This is a genomic window from Pseudomonas sp. NC02, assembly GCF_002874965.1.
Lineage (GTDB): Bacteria > Pseudomonadota > Gammaproteobacteria > Pseudomonadales > Pseudomonadaceae > Aquipseudomonas.
In genome coordinates this window covers 6,552,151-6,571,387 of record NZ_CP025624.1, presented here as the reverse complement: position 1 = coordinate 6,571,387, position 19,237 = coordinate 6,552,151, and the positions used below count along the sequence as shown (strand labels likewise).

Annotated in this window: 18 protein-coding genes; 11 read left to right on the top strand and 7 right to left on the bottom strand. The window is 60.9% G+C overall.

Annotation, left to right across the window (positions count from 1 at the left end; all coding sequences use genetic code 11):
* Positions 1–19: 19 nt before the first annotated feature.
* From C0058_RS31020 to C0058_RS30990, 7 genes are all read left to right on the top strand, one after another.
* Positions 20–1,378 (top strand): glutamine synthetase family protein, encoded by a 1,359-nt coding sequence (locus C0058_RS31020; protein WP_003213891.1) that lies wholly within the window; start codon positions 20–22, stop codon positions 1,376–1,378.
* A 58-nt stretch (positions 1,379–1,436) separates the two neighbouring features.
* A complete protein-coding gene (locus C0058_RS31015; RefSeq protein WP_003213889.1) occupies positions 1,437–2,801 on the top strand; it encodes an aspartate aminotransferase family protein in 1,365 nt (454 codons plus the stop codon).
* Positions 2,802–3,008: 207 nt separating this feature from the next.
* Entirely contained in the window at positions 3,009–4,103 is a 1,095-nt protein-coding gene (locus tag C0058_RS31010) for a polyamine ABC transporter substrate-binding protein (RefSeq protein WP_102370311.1), read from the top strand.
* Between the two features lie 165 nt (positions 4,104–4,268).
* On the top strand, positions 4,269–5,363 hold the full coding sequence (locus tag C0058_RS31005; RefSeq protein ID WP_102370128.1) for a polyamine ABC transporter substrate-binding protein: 1,095 nt from the start codon (positions 4,269–4,271) through the stop codon (positions 5,361–5,363).
* Positions 5,364–5,438: 75 nt separating this feature from the next.
* On the top strand, positions 5,439–6,581 hold the full coding sequence (locus C0058_RS31000) for an ABC transporter ATP-binding protein (protein ID WP_003195240.1): 1,143 nt from the start codon (positions 5,439–5,441) through the stop codon (positions 6,579–6,581).
* Positions 6,578–7,498 carry an ABC transporter permease subunit gene (locus C0058_RS30995; RefSeq protein WP_102370127.1) on the top strand — a complete coding sequence of 307 codons (921 nt, stop codon included), beginning with the start codon at positions 6,578–6,580 and terminating at the stop codon, positions 7,496–7,498. The genes C0058_RS31000 and C0058_RS30995 overlap by 4 nt, the downstream gene beginning before the upstream one ends.
* Positions 7,495–8,382 carry an ABC transporter permease subunit gene (locus C0058_RS30990; protein ID WP_008438909.1) on the top strand — a complete coding sequence of 296 codons (888 nt, stop codon included), beginning with the start codon at positions 7,495–7,497 and terminating at the stop codon, positions 8,380–8,382. The genes C0058_RS30995 and C0058_RS30990 overlap by 4 nt, the downstream gene beginning before the upstream one ends.
* 144 nt (positions 8,383–8,526) lie before the next feature.
* On the opposite strand, the gene C0058_RS30980 is transcribed toward C0058_RS30990, so the two are convergent.
* Positions 8,527–9,168, bottom strand: coding sequence for an HD domain-containing protein (locus tag C0058_RS30980; RefSeq protein ID WP_003213877.1), 642 nt, complete (start codon positions 9,166–9,168; stop codon positions 8,527–8,529).
* 264 nt (positions 9,169–9,432) lie between these two features.
* Between C0058_RS30980 and C0058_RS30975 the strand changes: the two genes are divergently transcribed.
* Positions 9,433–10,398: a GlxA family transcriptional regulator gene (locus tag C0058_RS30975; RefSeq protein ID WP_102370126.1), complete on the top strand. Its 966-nt coding sequence runs from the start codon at positions 9,433–9,435 to the stop codon at positions 10,396–10,398.
* On the opposite strand, the gene C0058_RS30970 is transcribed toward C0058_RS30975, so the two are convergent.
* Positions 10,376–10,729 (bottom strand): carboxymuconolactone decarboxylase family protein, encoded by a 354-nt coding sequence (locus C0058_RS30970; RefSeq protein ID WP_102370125.1) that lies wholly within the window; start codon positions 10,727–10,729, stop codon positions 10,376–10,378. The genes C0058_RS30975 and C0058_RS30970 overlap by 23 nt on opposite strands.
* Before the next feature lie 99 nt (positions 10,730–10,828).
* On the opposite strand from C0058_RS30970, the gene C0058_RS30965 reads away from it, so the two are divergent.
* Positions 10,829–11,731, top strand: coding sequence for an AraC family transcriptional regulator (locus tag C0058_RS30965; RefSeq protein WP_102370124.1), 903 nt, complete (start codon positions 10,829–10,831; stop codon positions 11,729–11,731).
* Between the two features lie 131 nt (positions 11,732–11,862).
* Here C0058_RS30965 and C0058_RS30960 read toward each other — a convergent pair whose 3' ends face one another.
* Entirely contained in the window at positions 11,863–14,226 is a 2,364-nt protein-coding gene (locus tag C0058_RS30960) for a penicillin acylase family protein (protein ID WP_102370123.1), read from the bottom strand.
* A gap of 239 nt (positions 14,227–14,465) precedes the next feature.
* On the opposite strand from C0058_RS30960, the gene C0058_RS30955 reads away from it, so the two are divergent.
* Both C0058_RS30955 and C0058_RS30950 read left to right on the top strand, forming a co-directional pair.
* Positions 14,466–15,551, top strand: a complete 1,086-nt coding sequence (locus tag C0058_RS30955; RefSeq protein ID WP_102370122.1) for a GNAT family N-acetyltransferase — start codon at positions 14,466–14,468, stop codon at positions 15,549–15,551.
* Entirely contained in the window at positions 15,548–16,423 is an 876-nt protein-coding gene (locus C0058_RS30950; RefSeq protein WP_003213870.1) for a hypothetical protein, read from the top strand. The genes C0058_RS30955 and C0058_RS30950 overlap by 4 nt, the downstream gene beginning before the upstream one ends.
* Here the strand turns inward: C0058_RS30950 and C0058_RS30945 are convergent.
* The 4 genes from C0058_RS30945 to C0058_RS30930 form a co-directional block, all read right to left on the bottom strand.
* Positions 16,420–17,646 (bottom strand): DegT/DnrJ/EryC1/StrS family aminotransferase, encoded by a 1,227-nt coding sequence (locus C0058_RS30945; protein ID WP_102370121.1) that lies wholly within the window; start codon positions 17,644–17,646, stop codon positions 16,420–16,422. The two genes, C0058_RS30950 and C0058_RS30945, sit on opposite strands and share 4 nt — an antisense overlap.
* Positions 17,643–18,056, bottom strand: coding sequence for a multidrug efflux SMR transporter (locus tag C0058_RS30940; RefSeq protein WP_008438917.1), 414 nt, complete (start codon positions 18,054–18,056; stop codon positions 17,643–17,645). The genes C0058_RS30945 and C0058_RS30940 overlap by 4 nt, the downstream gene beginning before the upstream one ends.
* Complete coding sequence (locus C0058_RS30935) at positions 18,056–18,412, bottom strand: EamA family transporter (protein WP_102370120.1); 357 nt, start codon at positions 18,410–18,412, stop codon at positions 18,056–18,058. Before C0058_RS30935 ends, C0058_RS30940 begins: the two co-directional genes overlap by 1 nt.
* A gap of 145 nt (positions 18,413–18,557) precedes the next feature.
* On the bottom strand, positions 18,558–19,142 hold the full coding sequence (locus tag C0058_RS30930) for a DUF6436 domain-containing protein (protein WP_102370119.1): 585 nt from the start codon (positions 19,140–19,142) through the stop codon (positions 18,558–18,560).
* Positions 19,143–19,237 lie beyond the last annotated feature (95 nt).

The following is a 19,237-nucleotide window of genomic DNA, read 5'->3' as shown; positions in this document are numbered from 1 at the left end:
ACACAGCCCAGAGGCATTTATGAGTAACAACCTCGACCAGCTCACCGATTGGTTGAAAGACCACAAGATCACAGAAGTCGAATGCATGATTGGCGACCTCACCGGCATCACCCGGGGCAAGATCTCGCCGACCAACAAGTTCATCGCCGAAAAAGGCATGCGCCTGCCCGAAAGCGTTCTGTTGCAGACCGTGACCGGCGACTATGTCGAAGACGACATCTATTACGAATTGCTCGACCCGGCCGACATCGACATGATCTGCCGCCCGGACGAGAACGCGGTGTACCTTGTGCCCTGGGCCATAGAGCCTACGGCCCAGGTGATCCACGACACCTACGACAAGCAAGGCAACCCGATCGAGCTGTCGCCGCGCAACGTGCTCAAGAAAGTCCTCAAGCTCTACGCCGACAAGGGCTGGCAGCCCATCGTGGCGCCGGAGATGGAGTTCTACCTGACCAAACGCTGCGAAGACCCGGACTTCCCGCTGCAACCGCCGATTGGCCGCTCCGGTCGCCCGGAGACTGGCCGCCAGTCCTTCTCTATAGAAGCGGCCAACGAATTCGACCCGTTGTTCGAAGACGTCTACGACTGGTGCGAATTGCAGGAACTGGACCTCGACACGTTGATCCACGAAGACGGCACGGCGCAGATGGAAATCAACTTCCGTCACGGCGACGCACTGTCCCTGGCCGACCAGATCCTGGTGTTCAAGCGCACCATGCGCGAAGCGGCGCTCAAGCACGACGTGGCGGCCACCTTCATGGCCAAGCCCATGACCGGCGAGCCCGGCAGCGCGATGCACCTGCACCAGAGCATCATCGATATCGCCACCGGCAAGAACGTGTTCTCCAATGAAGACGGGACCAAGAGCGAGCTGTTTCTGCACCACATCGGCGGCCTGCAGAAGTTCATCCCCGAGCTGCTGCCGCTGTTCGCCCCTAACGTCAACTCGTTCCGCCGCTTCCTGCCCGACACCTCGGCGCCGGTCAACGTGGAGTGGGGCGAAGAGAACCGCACCGTTGGCCTGCGGGTTCCGGACGCCGGCCCACAAAACCGTCGGGTGGAAAACCGCCTGCCGGGCGCCGACGCCAACCCGTACCTGGCGATTGCCGCCAGCTTGCTGTGTGGCTACATCGGCATGGTCGAAGGCATCAGCCCAAGCGCACCGGTGGTGGGCCGTGGTTACGAGCGCCGCAACCTGCGCCTGCCGCTGACCATCGAAGACGCCCTGGAACGCATGGAAAACAGCAAGACCATCGAGAAATACCTGGGTCACAAATTCATCACAGGCTACGTCGCGGTCAAGCGGGCCGAGCATGAAAACTTCAAGCGCGTGATCAGTTCGTGGGAGCGGGAATTCCTGCTCTTCGCCGTCTGATGCGCCGGGCGCGCCCTTCAAACGGCGCGTCCTCACCTGAAACATCTAGGAGATTGGTATGTCCAGCAACAACCCGCAAACCCGTGAATGGCAAGCCTTGAGCAGCGATCACCACCTGGCGCCGTTCAGCGACTTCAAGCAATTGAAAGAGAAAGGCCCACGGATCATCACCAAAGCCCACGGCGTTTACCTGTGGGACAGCGAAGGCAACAAGATTCTCGACGGCATGGCCGGCCTGTGGTGCGTGGCGATCGGTTACGGTCGCGATGAACTGGCTGATGCGGCCGCCAAGCAGATGAAAGAACTGCCTTACTACAACCTGTTCTTCCAGACCGCCCACCCGCCGGTGCTGGAACTGGCCAAAGCCATCTCCGATATCGCCCCGCAAGGCATGAACCACGTGTTCTTCACCGGCTCCGGCTCCGAAGGCAACGACACCATGCTGCGTATGGTCCGCCACTACTGGGCGATCAAAGGCCAGCCGAACAAGAAAACCATCATCAGCCGCAAGAATGGCTACCACGGTTCAACCGTGGCCGGCGCCAGCCTGGGCGGCATGACTTATATGCATGAACAAGGCGACTTGCCGATCCCGGGCATCGTCCACATCGCCCAGCCTTACTGGTTCGGCGAAGGCGGCGACATGAGCCCGGAAGAATTCGGCGTGTGGGCGGCCAACCAGCTGGAAGAGAAGATCCTGGAACTGGGCGTGGACAACGTCGGTGCCTTTATTGCCGAGCCGATCCAGGGTGCCGGTGGCGTGATCGTGCCGCCAGACAGCTACTGGCCGCGCATCAAGGAAATCCTCGCCAAGTACGACATCCTGTTCGTGGCTGACGAAGTGATCTGTGGGTTTGGCCGCACCGGTGAGTGGTTCGGTAGCGATTTCTACGGCCTCAAGCCCGACATGATGACCATCGCCAAGGGCCTGACCTCCGGCTACATCCCGATGGGCGGCCTGATCGTGCGCGACGAAGTGGTCGCCGTGCTGAACGAAGGCGGTGATTTCAACCACGGCTTCACCTATTCCGGTCACCCGGTGGCGGCAGCGGTAGCCCTGGAAAACATCCGCATCATGCGCGATGAACAAATTGTTAAGCACGTGCACGACGAAACGGCACCCTATTTGCAAAAGCGTTTGAGGGAACTGGCTGATCACCCGCTGGTGGGTGAAGTTCGCGGTGTGGGCATGCTCGGTGCCATCGAACTGGTTCAGGACAAGGCAACGCGCAAGCGTTATGAAGGCCGTGGTGTTGGCATGATCTGCCGCACGTTCTGCTTCGAGAATGGCCTGATCATGCGCGCCGTCGGCGACACCATGATCATTTCGCCACCGCTGGTGATCAGCAAGGCCGAGATAGACGAGTTGGTGACCAAGGCGCGGCACTGCCTGGACCTGACTTTGGCGGCATTGCAGGGCTAAATGCTAGGCTCAGAACGCAGCGCCTGTCGGGCGCTGCTTCTGGGGTGTTAGAAAAGCGGGGCATTGGTTGAAAGCCGGCCCCTGAACTTGCCAGACTGTCGCCCTGTTTTGTCGCCCTTAGACGGGCTGCGAAACACGTTGTAATTAAAGAACGAACGTGGCCCAAAAAAGAAAAAATTGGAGCATGACCGAATGAAGGCATTAGGTTTGAAGAACGCTGGCAAGACCCTCCTGGCCTTGTCCCTGATGGGGGCCATGGCAGGCGCGGCACACGCCGACGATAAAGTGCTGCACGTTTATAACTGGTCCGACTACATCGCACCGGACACCATCGCGAACTTTGAAAAAGAGTCCGGGATCAAGGTGGTCTATGACGTGTTCGACTCCAACGAAACCCTGGAAGCCAAGTTGTTGGCAGGCAAGTCCGGCTACGACATTGTCGTGCCGTCGAACAACTTCCTCGCCAAGCAGATCAAGGCCGGTGTTTACCAGGAACTGGACAAGTCCAAGCTGTCGAACTATGACAACCTGAACAAGTCCCTGCTTAAAGCCGTGTCCATCAGCGACCCGGACAACAAGCACGCCTTCCCGTACATGTGGGGCTCGATCGGCATCGGCTACAACCCGGAGAAGGTCAAGGCCGCACTGGGCATCGACAAGATCGACTCGTGGGACACCATCCTCAAGCCGGAAAACCTCGCCAAGCTCAAAGGCTGCGGTGTGAGCTTCCTCGATTCGCCAACCGAAATGCTGCCAGTGGCACTGCATTACCTGGGCCTGCCGACCGACACCCAGAAGAAGGAAGACCTCAAGCAAGCCGAGGCCCTGTTCCTCAAGCTGCGTCCTTCGATCGGCTACTTCCACTCGTCCAAGTACATTTCCGACCTGGCCAACGGCAACATCTGCGTAGCCGTGGGTTATTCGGGTGACGTGCAACAGGCCAAGTCCCGCGCGGCTGAAGCCGGTGGCAAGGTCAAGGTTGCCTATGACATTCCGAAAGAAGGTGCCGGCAGCTTCTATGACATGGTCGCCATCCCTAAAGATGCCGAGAACGTCGACGCTGCCTACAAGTTCATGAACTACCTGCTGAAGCCGGAAGTCATGGCGGGCATTACCAACAGCGTACGTTTCCCGAACGGTAACGAGAAAGCTACCGTGTTGGTCGACAAAGACATCACCAGCGACCCAGGCATTTATCCGCCAGCGGACGTGCAAGCCAAGCTGTATGCCATTGCTGACTTGCCGGCTGCTACTCAGCGGGAAATGACCCGCAGCTGGACCAAAATCAAATCGGGCAAGTAAAGCCGCTTTGATACCTGTTTTGCTAACTGCCGCGATGCGCGCGGTGGTTAGCGAAACAATTAAATGACAGAAAGTTTTGCCGGATCGGTTTATCGAGGGTAAGTTGCGCGCCGGTTTTGTTGCCGGGCAACAACTTCGGGCCCAACTATTTAAGAGGACCTCCACTTGCCAATTTCTTTATTTCGCAAAGCCTTGCTGGTGGGTGCAGGTATCACGCTGGCTGTCAGCGTGCAGGCCGCGCCGACTGTGCATATTTATAACTGGTCGGACTACATCGGCCCGGACACCCTGGCCAACTTTGAAAAGGCCACCGGCATCAAGCCGGTCTACGACGTGTTTGATTCCAACGAAACCCTGGAAGGCAAGTTGCTCGCCGGGCGTACCGGGTATGACGTGGTCGTGCCGTCGAACCACTTCCTCGGCAAGCAGATCAAGGCCGGGGCGTTCCAGAAGCTCGACAAGTCGCAACTGACCCACTACGCCAACCTCGACCCGGCGCTGCTCAAGCGTCTGGAAAAGAACGACCCGGGCAACCAGTACGCCGTGCCGTATCTGTGGGGCACCAACGGCATTGGCTACAACGTCGACAAGGTCAAGGAAGTGCTGGGCGTCGACAAGATCGACTCCTGGGCCGTGCTGTTCGAGCCGGAAAACATGAAGAAGCTGGCCACGTGCGGTGTGTCGTTCATGGACTCGGCGGATGAAATGCTGCCGGCGGTGCTCAACTACATGGGCCTCAACCCCAACAGCACCAACCCTGAAGACTACAAGAAGGCTGAAGAGAAACTCCTGAAAGTGCGTCCCTATGTGACCTACTTCCATTCTTCCAAATACATCTCGGACCTGGCCAACGGCAACATCTGCGTGGCGGCCGGCTTCTCCGGTGATGTGTTCCAGGCCAAGGCTCGTGCAGCCGAGGCGGGCAAAGGCGTGAACATCGCCTACGTGATTCCGAAAGAAGGCGGCAACCTGTGGTTTGACGTGCTGGCCATCCCCAAGGATGCCACCAACGTCAAAGAGGCCCTCGCCTTCATCAACTATTTGCTGAAACCTGAAGTGATCGCTCAGGTCAGTGATTACGTCGGTTACGCCAACCCTAACCCAGGGGCGGACAAACTGATGGAGCAATCGATACGCACCGACGAAGCGGTTTACCCACCGCAGGCGGTTCTCGACCGGACTTTTGTCAACTTCGAGCTACCCCCGAAAGTGCAACGTTTGATGACCCGTAGCTGGACCAAGGTCAAGACGGGCAAGTAAGGCTTAACGCTCAAACTATCCAAGGCTGGCCCGTATTGGGCGAGCTGCACTCTTTTTATTCTGGGAGTTTCGTAAATGGCAGTTGCCTCCGGCGCCTATAAGAAAGCCCTCGAGGGCGACCAGACACCGAAAAAGGTGCTGGTCAAAATCGACCGGGTCACGAAGAAGTTCGACGAGACGATTGCGGTGGACGATGTGTCCCTGGAAATCAAGAAAGGCGAAATCTTCGCCTTGCTCGGCGGATCGGGTTCGGGCAAATCCACCTTGCTGCGCATGCTCGCAGGCTTCGAGCGCCCAACGGAAGGACGCATTTACCTCGACGGTGTGGACATCACCGACATGCCGCCGTACGAGCGGCCGATCAACATGATGTTCCAGTCCTACGCCTTGTTCCCCCACATGACCGTGGCCCAGAACATCGCGTTTGGCCTGCAGCAGGACAAGATCCCCAAGGCCGAGGTCGACGCCCGTGTGGCCGAGATGCTCAAGCTGGTGCAGATGAGCCAGTACGCCAAGCGCAAGCCGCACCAGCTGTCTGGCGGCCAGCGTCAGCGGGTGGCGCTGGCGCGTTCCCTGGCCAAGCGTCCGAAACTGCTGCTGCTCGATGAGCCGATGGGCGCACTCGACAAGAAGCTGCGTTCGCAGATGCAACTGGAGCTGGTGGAGATCATCGAGCGCGTGGGCGTGACCTGTGTGATGGTGACCCACGACCAGGAAGAGGCCATGACCATGGCCGAGCGCATCGCGATCATGCACCTGGGCTGGATCGCCCAGATCGGCAGCCCGATCGACATCTATGAAACGCCGACCAGCCGCCTGGTGTGCGAGTTCATCGGCAACGTCAACATCTTCGACACCCAGGTGGTGGACGACGCCGAAGGCCACGCGGTACTCAAGTGCCCGGACCTGGACCGCGATATCTACGTCGGCTACGGCATCGCCACTTCGGTGGAAGACAAGTCGGTGACCTACGCCATCCGCCCTGAAAAGCTGCTGGTGACCACCGAAATGCCGACCTGCGAGCACAACTGGTCCAGCGGCAAGGTGCACGACATCGCCTACCTCGGCGGCCATTCGGTGTTCTACGTCGAATTGCCGAGCGGCAAGCTGGTGCAATCCTTCGTGGCCAATGCCGAACGCCGTGGCCAGCGCCCTACCTGGGGCGACCAGGTGTACGTGTGGTGGGAAGACGACAGCGGCGTGGTACTTCGCTCATGAACATGAAGAAGTTCAAACGCCAGCTGCAACGAATAACCCCCGGTGGCCGGCATGTGGTCATCGGGATCCCTTTCCTCTGGTTGTTCCTGTTCTTCATGCTGCCGTTCTTCATCGTCTTGAAGATCAGCTTTGCCGAAGCCGACGTGGCGATCCCGCCTTACACCGAGATCTACACCTTCGTTGAACAGAAACTGCAGTTGGTGCTGAACCTGGCCAACTACGGGATGCTGGGCGATGACGAGTTGTACATCGCGGCGTACCTGGGCTCGCTGAAGATGGCGTTTTTCAGCACCATCCTCTGCCTGCTGATCGGCTACCCGATGGCCTACGCCATTGCCAGCGCACGCAAGGAAATCCAGACCGTGCTGGTGCTGCTGATCATGATGCCGACCTGGACTGCGATCCTGATCCGGGTCTATGCGTGGATGGGCATCCTCAGCAACAACGGGTTGCTCAACGGCTTCCTGGTGTCCATCGGGTTGATCAACGAACCGCTGCAGATTCTCAACACCAACATTGCGGTGTATATCGGCGTGGTCTATTCGTACCTGCCGTTCATGATCCTGCCGCTGTACGCCAACCTGGTGAAGCACGACCAGAGCCTGCTGGAAGCCGCGTCGGACCTGGGTTCGAGCACCTTCAACAGCTTCTGGAAAATCACCGTGCCGCTGTCCAAGAACGGCATCATCGCCGGCTGCATGCTGGTGTTTATCCCGGTGGTGGGCGAGTTCGTGATCCCGGAACTGCTGGGCGGTCCGGAAACCCTGATGATCGGTAAAGTGTTGTGGCAAGAATTCTTCAACAACCGTGACTGGCCGGTGGCGTCTGCCCTGGCGGTGGTGATGCTGGCGATCCTGATCGTGCCGATCATCCTGTTCAACCGCAGCCAAGCCAAAGAGATGGAGGGCAAGATATGAAGCGCGTCAGTTTCTCAAGCTTCATGCTGGTGGCGGGGTTGCTGTTCATCTACCTGCCGATGCTGATCCTGGTGATCTACTCGTTCAACGAATCCAAACTGGTGACGGTGTGGGGCGGTTGGTCGATCAAGTGGTACGTCGGCCTGTTGGACAACACCCAGTTGATGGGCTCGGTCGGTCGCTCCCTGGAAATCGCCTGCTACACCGCGATTGCGGCGGTGGCACTCGGTACATTGGCGGCGTTCGTGCTGACGCGCATCAGCCAGTTCAAGGGCCGCACGCTGTTCGGCGGCCTGGTGACGGCGCCGCTGGTGATGCCGGAAGTGATCACCGGCCTGTCGCTGTTGCTGCTGTTCGTGGCCATGGCGCAGATGATCGGCTGGCCGCAGGAACGTGGCCTGGTGACCATCTGGATCGCCCACACCACGTTCTGTTCGGCGTATGTGGCGGTGGTGGTGTCGGCGCGCTTGCGTGAGCTGGACCTGTCGATTGAAGAGGCAGCCATGGACCTGGGTGCGCGGCCGTGGAAGGTGTTCTTCCTGATCACCATCCCGATGATCGCGCCGTCGCTGGCGGCGGGCGGCATGATGTCGTTCGCGCTGTCGCTGGATGACCTGGTGTTGGCCAGCTTCGTGTCGGGGCCGGGTTCGACCACGTTGCCGATGGAAGTATTCTCGGCGGTTCGCCTGGGGGTTAAACCCGAGATCAACGCCGTGGCCAGCCTGATTCTGTTGGCGGTGTCGATCGTGACCTTCCTGGTGTGGTTCTTCAGCCGCCGTGCCGAAGAGCATCGCAAGAAAGCGATCCAGCAGGCGATTGAAGAAGCGGCTGCGGATGGTTGGGAGAAGCCGGCGGATTCGCGTCGGGCTCCAGCACCGGTCTAATCAGGTAGCCCTGAAGAAACCGGATCAAAAATGTGGGAGCGGGCTTGCTCGCGAAAGCGCAGTGTCAGTCACCGGATGTATTGACTGATCCACTGCCTTCGCGAGCAAGCCCGCTCCCACATTTTGATTGCATTCCAATTCGGGTTAAGCAGTCCAAGGCGACTTGCGAATCACCTCGACGAAGTTCATCGGCTTGAACCCCGGCTCCTGATCCACCAGCACATCGGTCTTCACGTTGCCAAACGTGGTCTGCGGGCGATGGCGCAGGCCGTCGGCAAACGCGCAGATGATGCACTCCTTGAACCCTTCACCCCGTGGATGCGCATGCACCACCGCTTCGCGCTGCACGCTGGTAAACGCCGCGTACTCCATTCCCAGTACGTCCATTTCCACGCCCGCCGTCACCAGCGCCACGGTTGGACGCAAGTGCTTGGGCACCCCCGGTGTGGTGTGCAGGGCGATGGACAACCACACCTGTTCGATGTCGTCATCGCTCAACCCGTAAGGCTTGAGAAAGTCCGCCGCCGCGTTGGCGCCGTCCACTTCAAAGCGTTCGTCGTCACTGCGGTGACCTTCCACCAGGCCCAGGTCGTGGAACATCGCGCCGACGTACAGCAACTCCGGGTTGTAGGCCAACTGCTGGCGCTCGCCGCTCAATGCGCCGAACAGGAACACCCGGCGGGAGTGGTGGTAGAGCAGGTCGGATTCGATGTCGCGGATGTATTCGGTGGTGGCCTTGGCCAGGGCGCTGTCCGGGATCTTGATGCCGGCGATGGTGGTGCTCATGGTCGTTCTCCTCAAGAAAGCGCCGGGTGGCGCCGATGAGTCCAGTCTGGTCGCGCGCCCGCGAAGGGGCCATCGCGGCGAGGATGCGATCCCGGCCAATGTGCCGCGATATCGCGCCAAGGCTATGCGCGATCAAATGTAGGAGCTGGCTTGCCTGCGATAGCATCACCTCGGTATACCTGCTACACCGAGGTGTCTGCATCGCCGGCAAGCCAGCTCCTACAAGGGTTGTGTTTATTCAGTTAGAAAAAGGTGTTCCTGCTCATGGGCAAAACCGTCGCCATCCTGATCTTCCCCGGCGTCCAGTCACTGGACGTGACCGGGCCCCTGGATGTGTTCTGCGAGGCCAACCGTTTTCTGCCGCCCGAGGCGCATTACCAGCTGGAGGTGATTGGCCTGGGGCACGGCAACATGGCCTGTTCCAACGGCTTGTCGTTGCAGGCACACCGGCATTTCAGCGAGGCCCTCGAGCCTTACGACTTGCTGTTGATGGCCGGCGGGCCGCAGCTGCCCTTCGAGGATTTCGGCCCGGTGTTCAATCAATGGCTGCGTGACGCCAGCGCGCGAGCCAAACGTTTCGGCTCCATCTGCAACGGCGCCTTCATGCTCGCCCGCGCCGGGTTGCTGGACGGGCGCACCGTCACCACCCACTGGGGCGATGCCGCCGACCTGGCCGCCTTATGCCCATCGGCCCAGGTCGAAGCCGACCGCCTCTATGTGCAGGACGGCAACCTCTACACCTCGGCCGGGGTGACGGCGGGCATCGACCTGTCGCTGTACCTGCTGGCCCAGGACCACGGCCCGGAAGTCGCCCTCAGCGTGGCCAAGCGCCTGGTGGTGTTCACCCAGCGTTCAGGCGGACAGTCGCAGTTCAGCCCGTTTCTGACACCCCACGCCGAAGCCACCTCGGCGGTGGCGCTGGTGCAGCTGTATGTATTGGCCAACCTGACGGGCGACCTGACCATCGCCGACCTGGCCAAAGCCGCCAACATGAGCGCGCGCAACTTCTCGCGGGTATTTGCCCGGGAAGCGCAGATCACTCCGGCGGAGTTCGTCGAGCGGGCGCGGGTGGATGCGGCGCGGGTAATGCTCGAAAGCACCCACGCACCGCTCAAGACCGTGGCGTATCAATGCGGCTTTCGCGACGCCCAGCACATGCGCAGTGTGTTCAATCGCCGGCTGGGCGTGACGCCGCAACAATTCCGGCTTAATTTTGCTGCGCCGGTTTGAGCGTGTCATAGGCTTCCAGGGCGCGCAGCGAGTAGATATACGCCGCGCCGGCATTCAGCGAGATCGCGGTGGCCAGGGTCGCGGCCACTTCTTCGCGGGTGGCGCCGGCCTTGATCGCCGCGTCGGCATGCACGCCGATGCAGCCGTCACAGCGGGTGGTGATGGCCACGGCGATGGAAATCAGCTCACGGGTCTTGGCATCCAGGACGTTGTTTTCCTCGGCAGCTTCCCCCAGCGCCATGTAGGCTTTGACCATCTTCGGGTTGCTCTTGCCCAGCGTGCCAAAGGCTTTCTTCACGGTAGGCAGCAAGTCTGACCAGTTATTGAACATCGTGTTAACTCCTGAACGGGTTGGGTGTGAAGCCAGTGTGCGCGGTTCAGGTTTGGCGCTTTTGTTCGATCCACTCACCTTTTTGACCGATGCTCGCAAATGAACTCCATCGACACCCTCATCGCGTTGGCCAACCTGCGGGGCAGCCTGGACCTGCGTTGCCAGTTCCAGGGCGCCTGGGCCATGGACCACGAGCCCGAGCCGCTGGGCGTGGCGCCGTACCACATTGTGCTGGCGGGCACCTGCCGCGCCGAATTGTCCGGCGGGCAGCAGGTGACGTTGGAGGAGGGCGACATCCTGTTGATGCCCGGTGGCGCGACGCACCTGGTGCGCAGCCAGGGCGCGCGGGTAAAGCCGGTGGCGCAGACCGTGATCGAAGGCGGCTTGCTGCCGATCCATCGCCTGGGCGGTGAGCAGCCGGACGTGGACATGCTCTGCGGCAGCTTTCGCTACAACCGCCAGTCGTTGCTGTTCAGTGCGTTGCCGGACTACCTGGTGGTGTCCAGCCGGCAGTGGCAGGCCGATGGACAGTTGGCGGCATTGATCGCACTGCTGCGCAGCGAGGCGGACGGGCAGCGGCTGGGGGCGCGGTTTTTCATTGATGCGCTGTCGTCGGCGTTGTTCACCCTGATCCTGCGGGCATGGCTGACGCAGCAAGCGCCGGTGGCGGGCACCTTTGCCTTGTTGACCGACAAACGCCTGGGCAAGGCCTGGCAGGCGATGCTGGCGGATCCTGGGCATGAGTGGACCATCGACAGCCTGGCCAGCGCCGCGTCGATGTCCCGGGCGACCTTCATGCGTGGGTTTGTCAAAGTGGCGGGCGTGTCGCCGTGGGTGTTGCTGACGCAGTTGCGCATGGAGCTGGCGTTCAACCTGCTGCATCAGTCGCGGCTGAGCCTGACGGATATTGCCGCTCGGGCGGGGTATCAATCCCAGGCGGCGTTCAGCAAGAAATTCAAGGAAACCTACGGTGAGGCGCCGGGGCGGCTGCGAGCACGGTAGACGCAACAACGCAGATCAAAATGTGGGAGCGGGCTTGCTCGCGAATGCGGAGTGTCAGTCACCAGATGTATTGACTGATCCACCGCATTCGCGAGCAAGCCCGCTCCCACATTGGTTTTTTGTTTCTTCAGTTATTGCGGTGTCCGGGCCGGCAACAGCTTGAGCGTACTACGAGTATTCGCCGTCACTTCCTCATCATTGAAATGCGCCTGCTCATACCCGCCTTCGATGTACGTCTCCGCCTGATCGGAATAGTGCTTGTCGAACGGCACACCACTCTGCCCGACCGGGTTGATGGTCAGCCCATGTGCGGCATCGGCGAAATCAATCAGGCGTCGGGTCGACGGCCCGTACGTCACCGGCCACGGCGCCGGGCCGATCTGTGCGGATTGGTTGTTGGGCACTTCATGGCTGCCGGGAGCGGCAAACGGGCCTACGTTGACGATCTTGTCCAACGGCTTCTGCGAGCCCAGTGGATGGCCGTGGGTCAGGGTGTGGGCCTTGCCCCATTGCCACTGCGATGGATCCTCACCAAAGGTCGCCTTGAGGTGTTGCAGGCTGTTGTCCCAGGCAAGCTTGACGGTCTCGGCGCGGTGGCCATCCCACCACGGCGAATCCGCTGAAGCGGCCAGGCGCGGCAAGGCTGCGTCCACTACCCGAGTGGTGAGCAAGGTCTTGAACATCCCATCGCCCAGTTTCGGGTGGAACGCCGCGTCAGTGAGGTTGAACAGGAACTGGTTGAACAGCGTGGCACTGGTGGAGTCCAGCGGGTAATCGCCTTTCCAGGCTGCCAGTTGCTCCACCAGCTTCAACTGCGCCGGGTCCTTGACCACCTCACGCAGCACCGGCAGCAGCGGTGCCAGCAGCCGTGGGCCGTAGGCGGTGGTGGTGCCGAGCTGCAAGGCCTGGCTGTTTTCCACGTCCCATTTCACGCTGTTGTCGCTCAGTTGCGCGTTCAACTGCTGGCCACGGTCCGCCAGGTTGTAATACCCGGGGATCGGCATGCCGGTGGGTGACGCCGGCTGGGCATTGGCGGACACCACATATCCGCGGGCCGGGTTTTCTTCCTGGGGGTTGGCGCTGAATGGGTAGAAACCGAGCTTGTCCGCCTGGGCGGTACTGCCGTCGAGGATAAAGCCCGGGTTGACCCCGTCCGGGCGGATCGGCAATTGCGCCGCCGCCCACCAGCCGATATCGCCCTTGGCATTGGCCCATACGATGTTCAAGCCAGGCGCCTGGACCTTGGCCGCCGCCGCACGCGCTTTGGCGAGGGTATCGGCACGGTTGAGCTGATAGAAACCGTCGAGGATCGGATTTTCGGTATCCAGGAATGCCCACCACATGGCAATCGGCGTCTTGCCGGCATTCTCGCCGAGCACGTCGTTGATGATCGGACCGTGGGGCGAGGTGCGCAGGGTCAGGGTTACCGGGTCCTGGCCCTTGACCGCGATCTGTTGCTCGCTGCTGGTCATGTCCACCCACTTGTCGTGGTACCAGACCTGGTTGGGGTTGTCCGGGTTGACCTTCTCGGCGATCAGGTCGAGGTCATCGTTCTGGAACATGGTCAGGCTCCAGCCGAAATCCTTGTTGTGGCCCAGGAACGCCACCGGCACCAGCGCGTTGTGATAGCCGTAAAGCTCGAAGCCCGGCGCCGACAGCTGCGCCTCGTACCACACCGACGGCACCGAGAAACGGATATGCGGGTCACCCGCCAGCAACGGCTTGCCGCTCTTGGTGCGGCTGCCGCTGATGGCCCAGGCGTTGCTGCCTTCGAACTGCGGCAGGCCGTTGTCGGCCATGGCCTGTTCGCTCAACTGGGCAATGGCGCCGAGGTCTTTCCAGTCACCGGCCGCCAGGTTCAGCGCGCCCTTGGGCTGCCAGTCGAGGTCGAAGACCTTCAGGTAGTCGTTGCCCAACTGATCGCGTACGTAGGTCAGCAAGGGTTCGGTGCGAAAGGCTGCGGCAAAGCTGTAGGCCAGGTAGCCGGCGACGCTGATGGTGTCCTCGGCGGTGAACGGGCGCTTGGGGATGCCCAGTACGTCGAACTCCATGGGTTTGGCGTGGCTGTCCTGATACTGGTTGACCCCGTCCAGGTAGGCTTGCAGGGCCTTCCAGGACGCAGACTCATGGTCCATGTGCTCGACGTAGCTCAAGGCGCGCTCGCGAATGCGCAGGCTGCGAAATAGCTTGTCGGTCTCCAGCAGCTTGGGTCCCAGCACCTCGGCCAGCTCGCCACGGGACAGGCGCCGCATGATTTCCATCTGGAACAACCGGTCCTGGGCATGCACGTAGCCGAGGGCACGGTACAGGTCGGTCTCGTTCTCGGCGCGGATATGCGGCACGCCTCGGTCGTCGTAGCGCACCGTGACCGAACCTTGCAGATGGGCCAGCTCCACCGTGCCCTGGCGGGTCGGCTGCTTGCTGTACACGTACCAGCCGGCGCCAACCATAAGGGCTACGAGCAGGATGGCCAGCGCGGTCAGGATGCGTTTCATGGGTTGTCCCTTATTAGTCGGTCACCGTGAAGATTCGGGCAGTTTAGTGGGTTTGGCGAGCGCTGCGGAAAATGCTCTCGGGTTCGTGCTCCCTGAACCTGAGCTGCATGAAGTGGGGGTTCTGAAGTGGGCCGCGGGTAGGCGGAGTATTATGTTTACTCTGTTACATGAAACCAGCGGCGCGATGATTCACCCCGTCATCCGGGCGCGCCTTTGCTATCACTTTCGGAATGCAATTTATGACAGATCCCAGCCGTGCACAGGTGCCTTATGCCTGCTGCATGGAAACGCCATCGCTGATCAGCAATTTTTTGCGATACCCGCCGGTGGGTTTCACTGCCCAGCTGTCAGCACAGGGACTGCCGTACTTTTTTACCCGGTTCGACCTGCAGACCACCGCCGACGATGAGCTGCGTAGCCGCCTGCGCAGTTGGCCGGGGTACCGTTTGTGGCAGTCATGGCTGCATATCGACACCTGTTTTATCGGCACCACGGTCAGCGAATATTCCCCGTTCCCGCTGAACGTAGCGCCACAGGACATGGCGCAATGGCTGCAAGAGCAATGTGCACCGCAACGCAAACTCACCATCGTCAAGGATGTGCCGCTGGATTCTCCGCTGCTCAGCGTTGAGGACAATCGCTACGCACACGCGTTGATCGAGGCCTGCACCCAGCGCGGATTCATCAATGTAGAGGGCCAGGCGCTGGCCTATGTACCGATCGACTTCAGCTCGACCGATGAGTATCTGTCGCGGTTGTCCCACAGCCGTCGCCGCAATATCCGCCGCAAGCTACGCAGCCGTGATGAGCTGCGCATCGAGATCCTGGACACCGGCGATGCCCGCTTCAGCGATGAGCAATGGCAGCAGGAACTGTATCGGCTGTACAAGGCGGTGTACGCACAGAGCGAAATCCACTTCGACTTGCTCACGCCCGAATTCTTCATCCAGTTGCTCACCGATGCCGACAGCGGCGGGCATGTGTTCTGCTACTGGGACGAGGACGAACTGGTTGGCTATAACCTGTGCTACCAGCAAGACGGCAAGTTGCTCGACAAGTACATCGGCCTGAACTACCCGCTGGCGCTGGAGCACAACCTGTACTTCGTCAGCTGGTTTGTGAACCTGGAGTTCGCCCTGGAAAAGGGCCTGCAGTTTTATGTCGCGGGGTGGACCGATCCGCAGGTCAAATCCAGCCTCGGCGCCAAGTTCACGTTTACCCGCCATCTGGTGTGGGTGAGGAACCCGCTGCTGCGCAAAGTGATGAACCGTTTCCGGCACCATTTTGAAAGCGATACCCAGTGGCAGCAGGAGCAAACCGCATGAGCCAGGCCCGTCCCGCATTGATCCTCGATTTTGACGGGGCCGTGAATAACATTCCCGGCGCCCTTACCCTGCCGTTGCAAGCCTGGCAGGAGAAAATCCGTTTCGGCTGCCGCTGGGCGCAGTTCAAGGAGCTGGAGAGCGCCCTGCACGCGCAGATGCCCAGCGATTACGGCTGTGTGTTTACCGGCAGCGGTGATTATCACCACCTCAGCCAGCTGTTGTTGAACCGTCTTCCCACCCAGCAAAAGATCCAGCTGATCATTTGCGATAACCACCCGGACAACATGCGTTATCCGTTTGGTATCCATTGTGGGTCCTGGGTCTACTGGGCCAGCCGCCTGCCGCAGGTCGAGCACGTTCACGTGCTGGGCATTGGCTCGCCGGACATTTCCCTTAAGCACGCCTGGGAGAATCACTGGTCGCCGCTGGTGAAACGCAAGCTGACCTACTGGAACACCAACGTCGATACCCGCTGGTTGAACTGGATCGGCGCAGGCCGCAGCAATCGTGCATTCACCAGCGCGGACGAGTTGATGAGCGCGTTCCTGGCGCAGCTCGACCCTTCGCTGCCGGTGTATCTCTCCATCGACAAAGACGTGCTGAGCCCGCAGGTGGTGAATACCAACTGGGACCAGGGCGAGTTTCTGGAGAAGCATTTGAATGCGCTGATCGATGCCTGCCACGGCAGCATTATTGGCGCGGACATTACCGGCGACGTGTCCGCCTACCACTACCAGAGCAAGTTCAAGCGCTGGCTGAGTGCGTCGGATGGCCAGGAAGAGCTGCCGGAGAACCAGGTGGTGATCTGGCAACAGCAGCAGAATGAGCTGAATGCGCGCTTGTTGACCCGTATCGATCAAAGCTGGGCCTAGCGTTTAAGAATCCGCCGCAGATGATCCAGCACTTGCTCGAACAGCTCGTCCGTCAACCAGTGGCTATTGCTGATCGACAGTGTCTGGGCGGCGAAGCTTTGCGCGCGGGGGATATCGGCGCCTTGCTGTAACAGCGGGGTGAGTGCCGGGTAGCCCGGCAATACGTGGATGAACAGGCGGGTCACGCCCAGGCCTGCCGTCCACAGCTGCGCCATCGCGGTATCGCGGGTTTGTGCGCTGGGCATCACCACCATCAGGAACGGCCAGGTGCCTTGCTGGCCCGGGCTGTCGGTCAACACCGACACGCCGGGCAAGCTGCTCAGCTGCGCCACGCGACGCAAGGCCCGCAGGCGGCCTTGCTGCAAATGCTCGGGCAAGCGTGCCAGGGCTGCGGCGCCGACCTTCTGGCGATAGCCGCCCAACCGGTGCAACGGAATATCGTTGACGGAAAAATCATCGCCCACCGCCGCCACTTCATCGCCCCGCGCCAGCGCCGCCCGCAGCGGTTTGCCGTACACGTACTTCAGCCCGCGGGGCTGATACGCCGCGGCATAGCCCCACAGCTCGGCGCTGCGTTGCACTTCCCAGCGCAGGCTGAAGGGCAAGTCCTGCCGGCATTGCTGGTGCAACGCCTGATGCAGCGCCGGATCCCGGCTGAACAACACACCGCCTTCAGCCGTCGTCAGGCCTTTGCCCAGCGCCATGCTGAAAAAGCCGATGTCGCCTTTCAGTCCGACGCTTTTTCCATCATCCAGTGCGCCCATGGCTTGGGCGGCGTCTTCGATCACCGCAATGCCGAGTGGCTCGGCAATGCGCTTGGCAGCCTCCACATCCGCCACACGCCCGGCCAGGTGAGTGACGACGATCGCCAAGGTGTTTTGGTTGCACAGCTGCGCCAGCTGGTGTTCGTCCAGGTCGATGCTGCCGGGCTGCAGATCGCACGCCACCACGCGCAAAGGCGGGCAGTGATGGGCCGCCAGGGCCACCAGCGGGCAGGTATAGGCCGGCACGATAAGCTCGGTGCGCCCCGGCGTGCGCTGCTGCAACACCCGCAGCGTCATGATCAGCGCGGCGGTGCCGGAGCAGGGCAGGGCCGGCAGCGGGATGTCGAGCTGTCGGGCCAGGTCGCGGGCCAGGTCGCCCGAGCGGTTGAACAAGTCCTGCCAGCGCAGGGGAAGCCCCGCCGTTGGCGGAATCTCCCGCTGGCTGACAACGGGCGTCATGACGCCAGCGTCTGCGAGGGTTCGGCCTCGACGGTCTTGCTTTCTTTGTCTTCGCTGCGCGCCAGGCACAGTATGCCCGCGATAATCAGCGCGCCACCGACGATTTTGGGCAGGGTAAGGGTGTCGTTGAACAGCCAGACGGAGATCAGCGTCACGCTGATCAGCTCCAGGTGTGACGCCGCAAACGCCGGGCCCACCGGGGCGTATTTCAACAGCGTCATCCAGGTGAAAAACGCGCCGATGTAGCCCACGAATGCGCCGTAGATCCATGGCGCACCGAACACGCGGATCAACCAGGCGGCGTCCATCGTCAGCGGTTCGGCATGAATCGAGGCGAACTTGAAACTGACCTGCGCCAAGGTATCGAAAATGATCAGCGACAGAAAACCGAGGATATAAAACCGTTTCATTACTCGAACCCCACGACGGTCACGCCACAGGCGATCAGCATGATGCCGATCAACCGCCATTTGCTCAGGCTTTCCTTGAACAGGAAACGCCCGGCAATCATGATCACGACAATATTGATGGAGCCCAGCATCACCCCGACCGACAACGGCACCAGTGTCAGGAAGGCCAGCCACAGCACGAATTCGAACACATAGCAGATGATGCCCTGCCAGATCCACGGACGCTTGAGCATATGGCGCCAGTGGGCCATGCCGTCATGCTCGGCGCTGGCGGAGGCTGCGGCTTTGAACGCCAACTGGCCGGACGTATCAACGATGACGTTGAGTATCCAGAGGATGATGGTTAATTGGCTCATGTGTTCCCGTATCGTCTGCTTGTGCGCCTGGCACCGACGACTCAAACGCCGTCCGCTCCACTAGCTGCTCACGATACAGGAGCATGCCGATACAGTTATTTGAGTTTGCCGAATGAACAGCCTCTGTTCAGCTTGGCGCGTCGCCTCAGGGTGGAGGGGCGGCCGCGTTCCACTCGCAATAACAGCCCACCGCCAGGGTGTGGGTCGCATTGACCTCGCGTCCGCCTTCGAGGGCTTGCAGGATGGGCTCGATAAAGCTGTTGCTGGAGTTACACGTCAACCCTTCACTGTAGGGCCCGAAATACGCCAGCTTGCCGCTGCGGTCCCAGATGCCCACGGCAGGGCTGGCCGGCAGATGCTGGGCACCGGGCACGGCCTTGAGGGCCTTCATCGAGCCCAGGGTGGCGGGCAACTGGCCGTGGCTGCCGGCTTTCTGCAGGGAATAGAACTCCACGCCCTGGGGGGCGTACTGCTCGATCAACTCGCCAAGGTGCTGCTGGTTGCCGACATTGCACGGGCAGGCGGGGTCCCAGAAGTGCACCAGGCGGATCGGGCCCGGGCCGGCAAGCTCGGCCGGCAGGCTCAGGCTGTCACCGGAAAACACCGCCGTATGCTCACTGAATGCCCGCAGGTAGCGTCCCTGGAACCAGTCATACGCCGCCCACAACACGCCGGCGCAAATGATCACGATCAGGCTGGCGAAGAGGGTGGTGCGGTAGGGCTGTCGCATTTGGATCAATCCTCGGAGGACGCGTAGCTTGCCATGCTTGCCCTGACAGATGAATATCGCGGCTCGATATTCATCTGTTCAATGCGTTGAAGCCA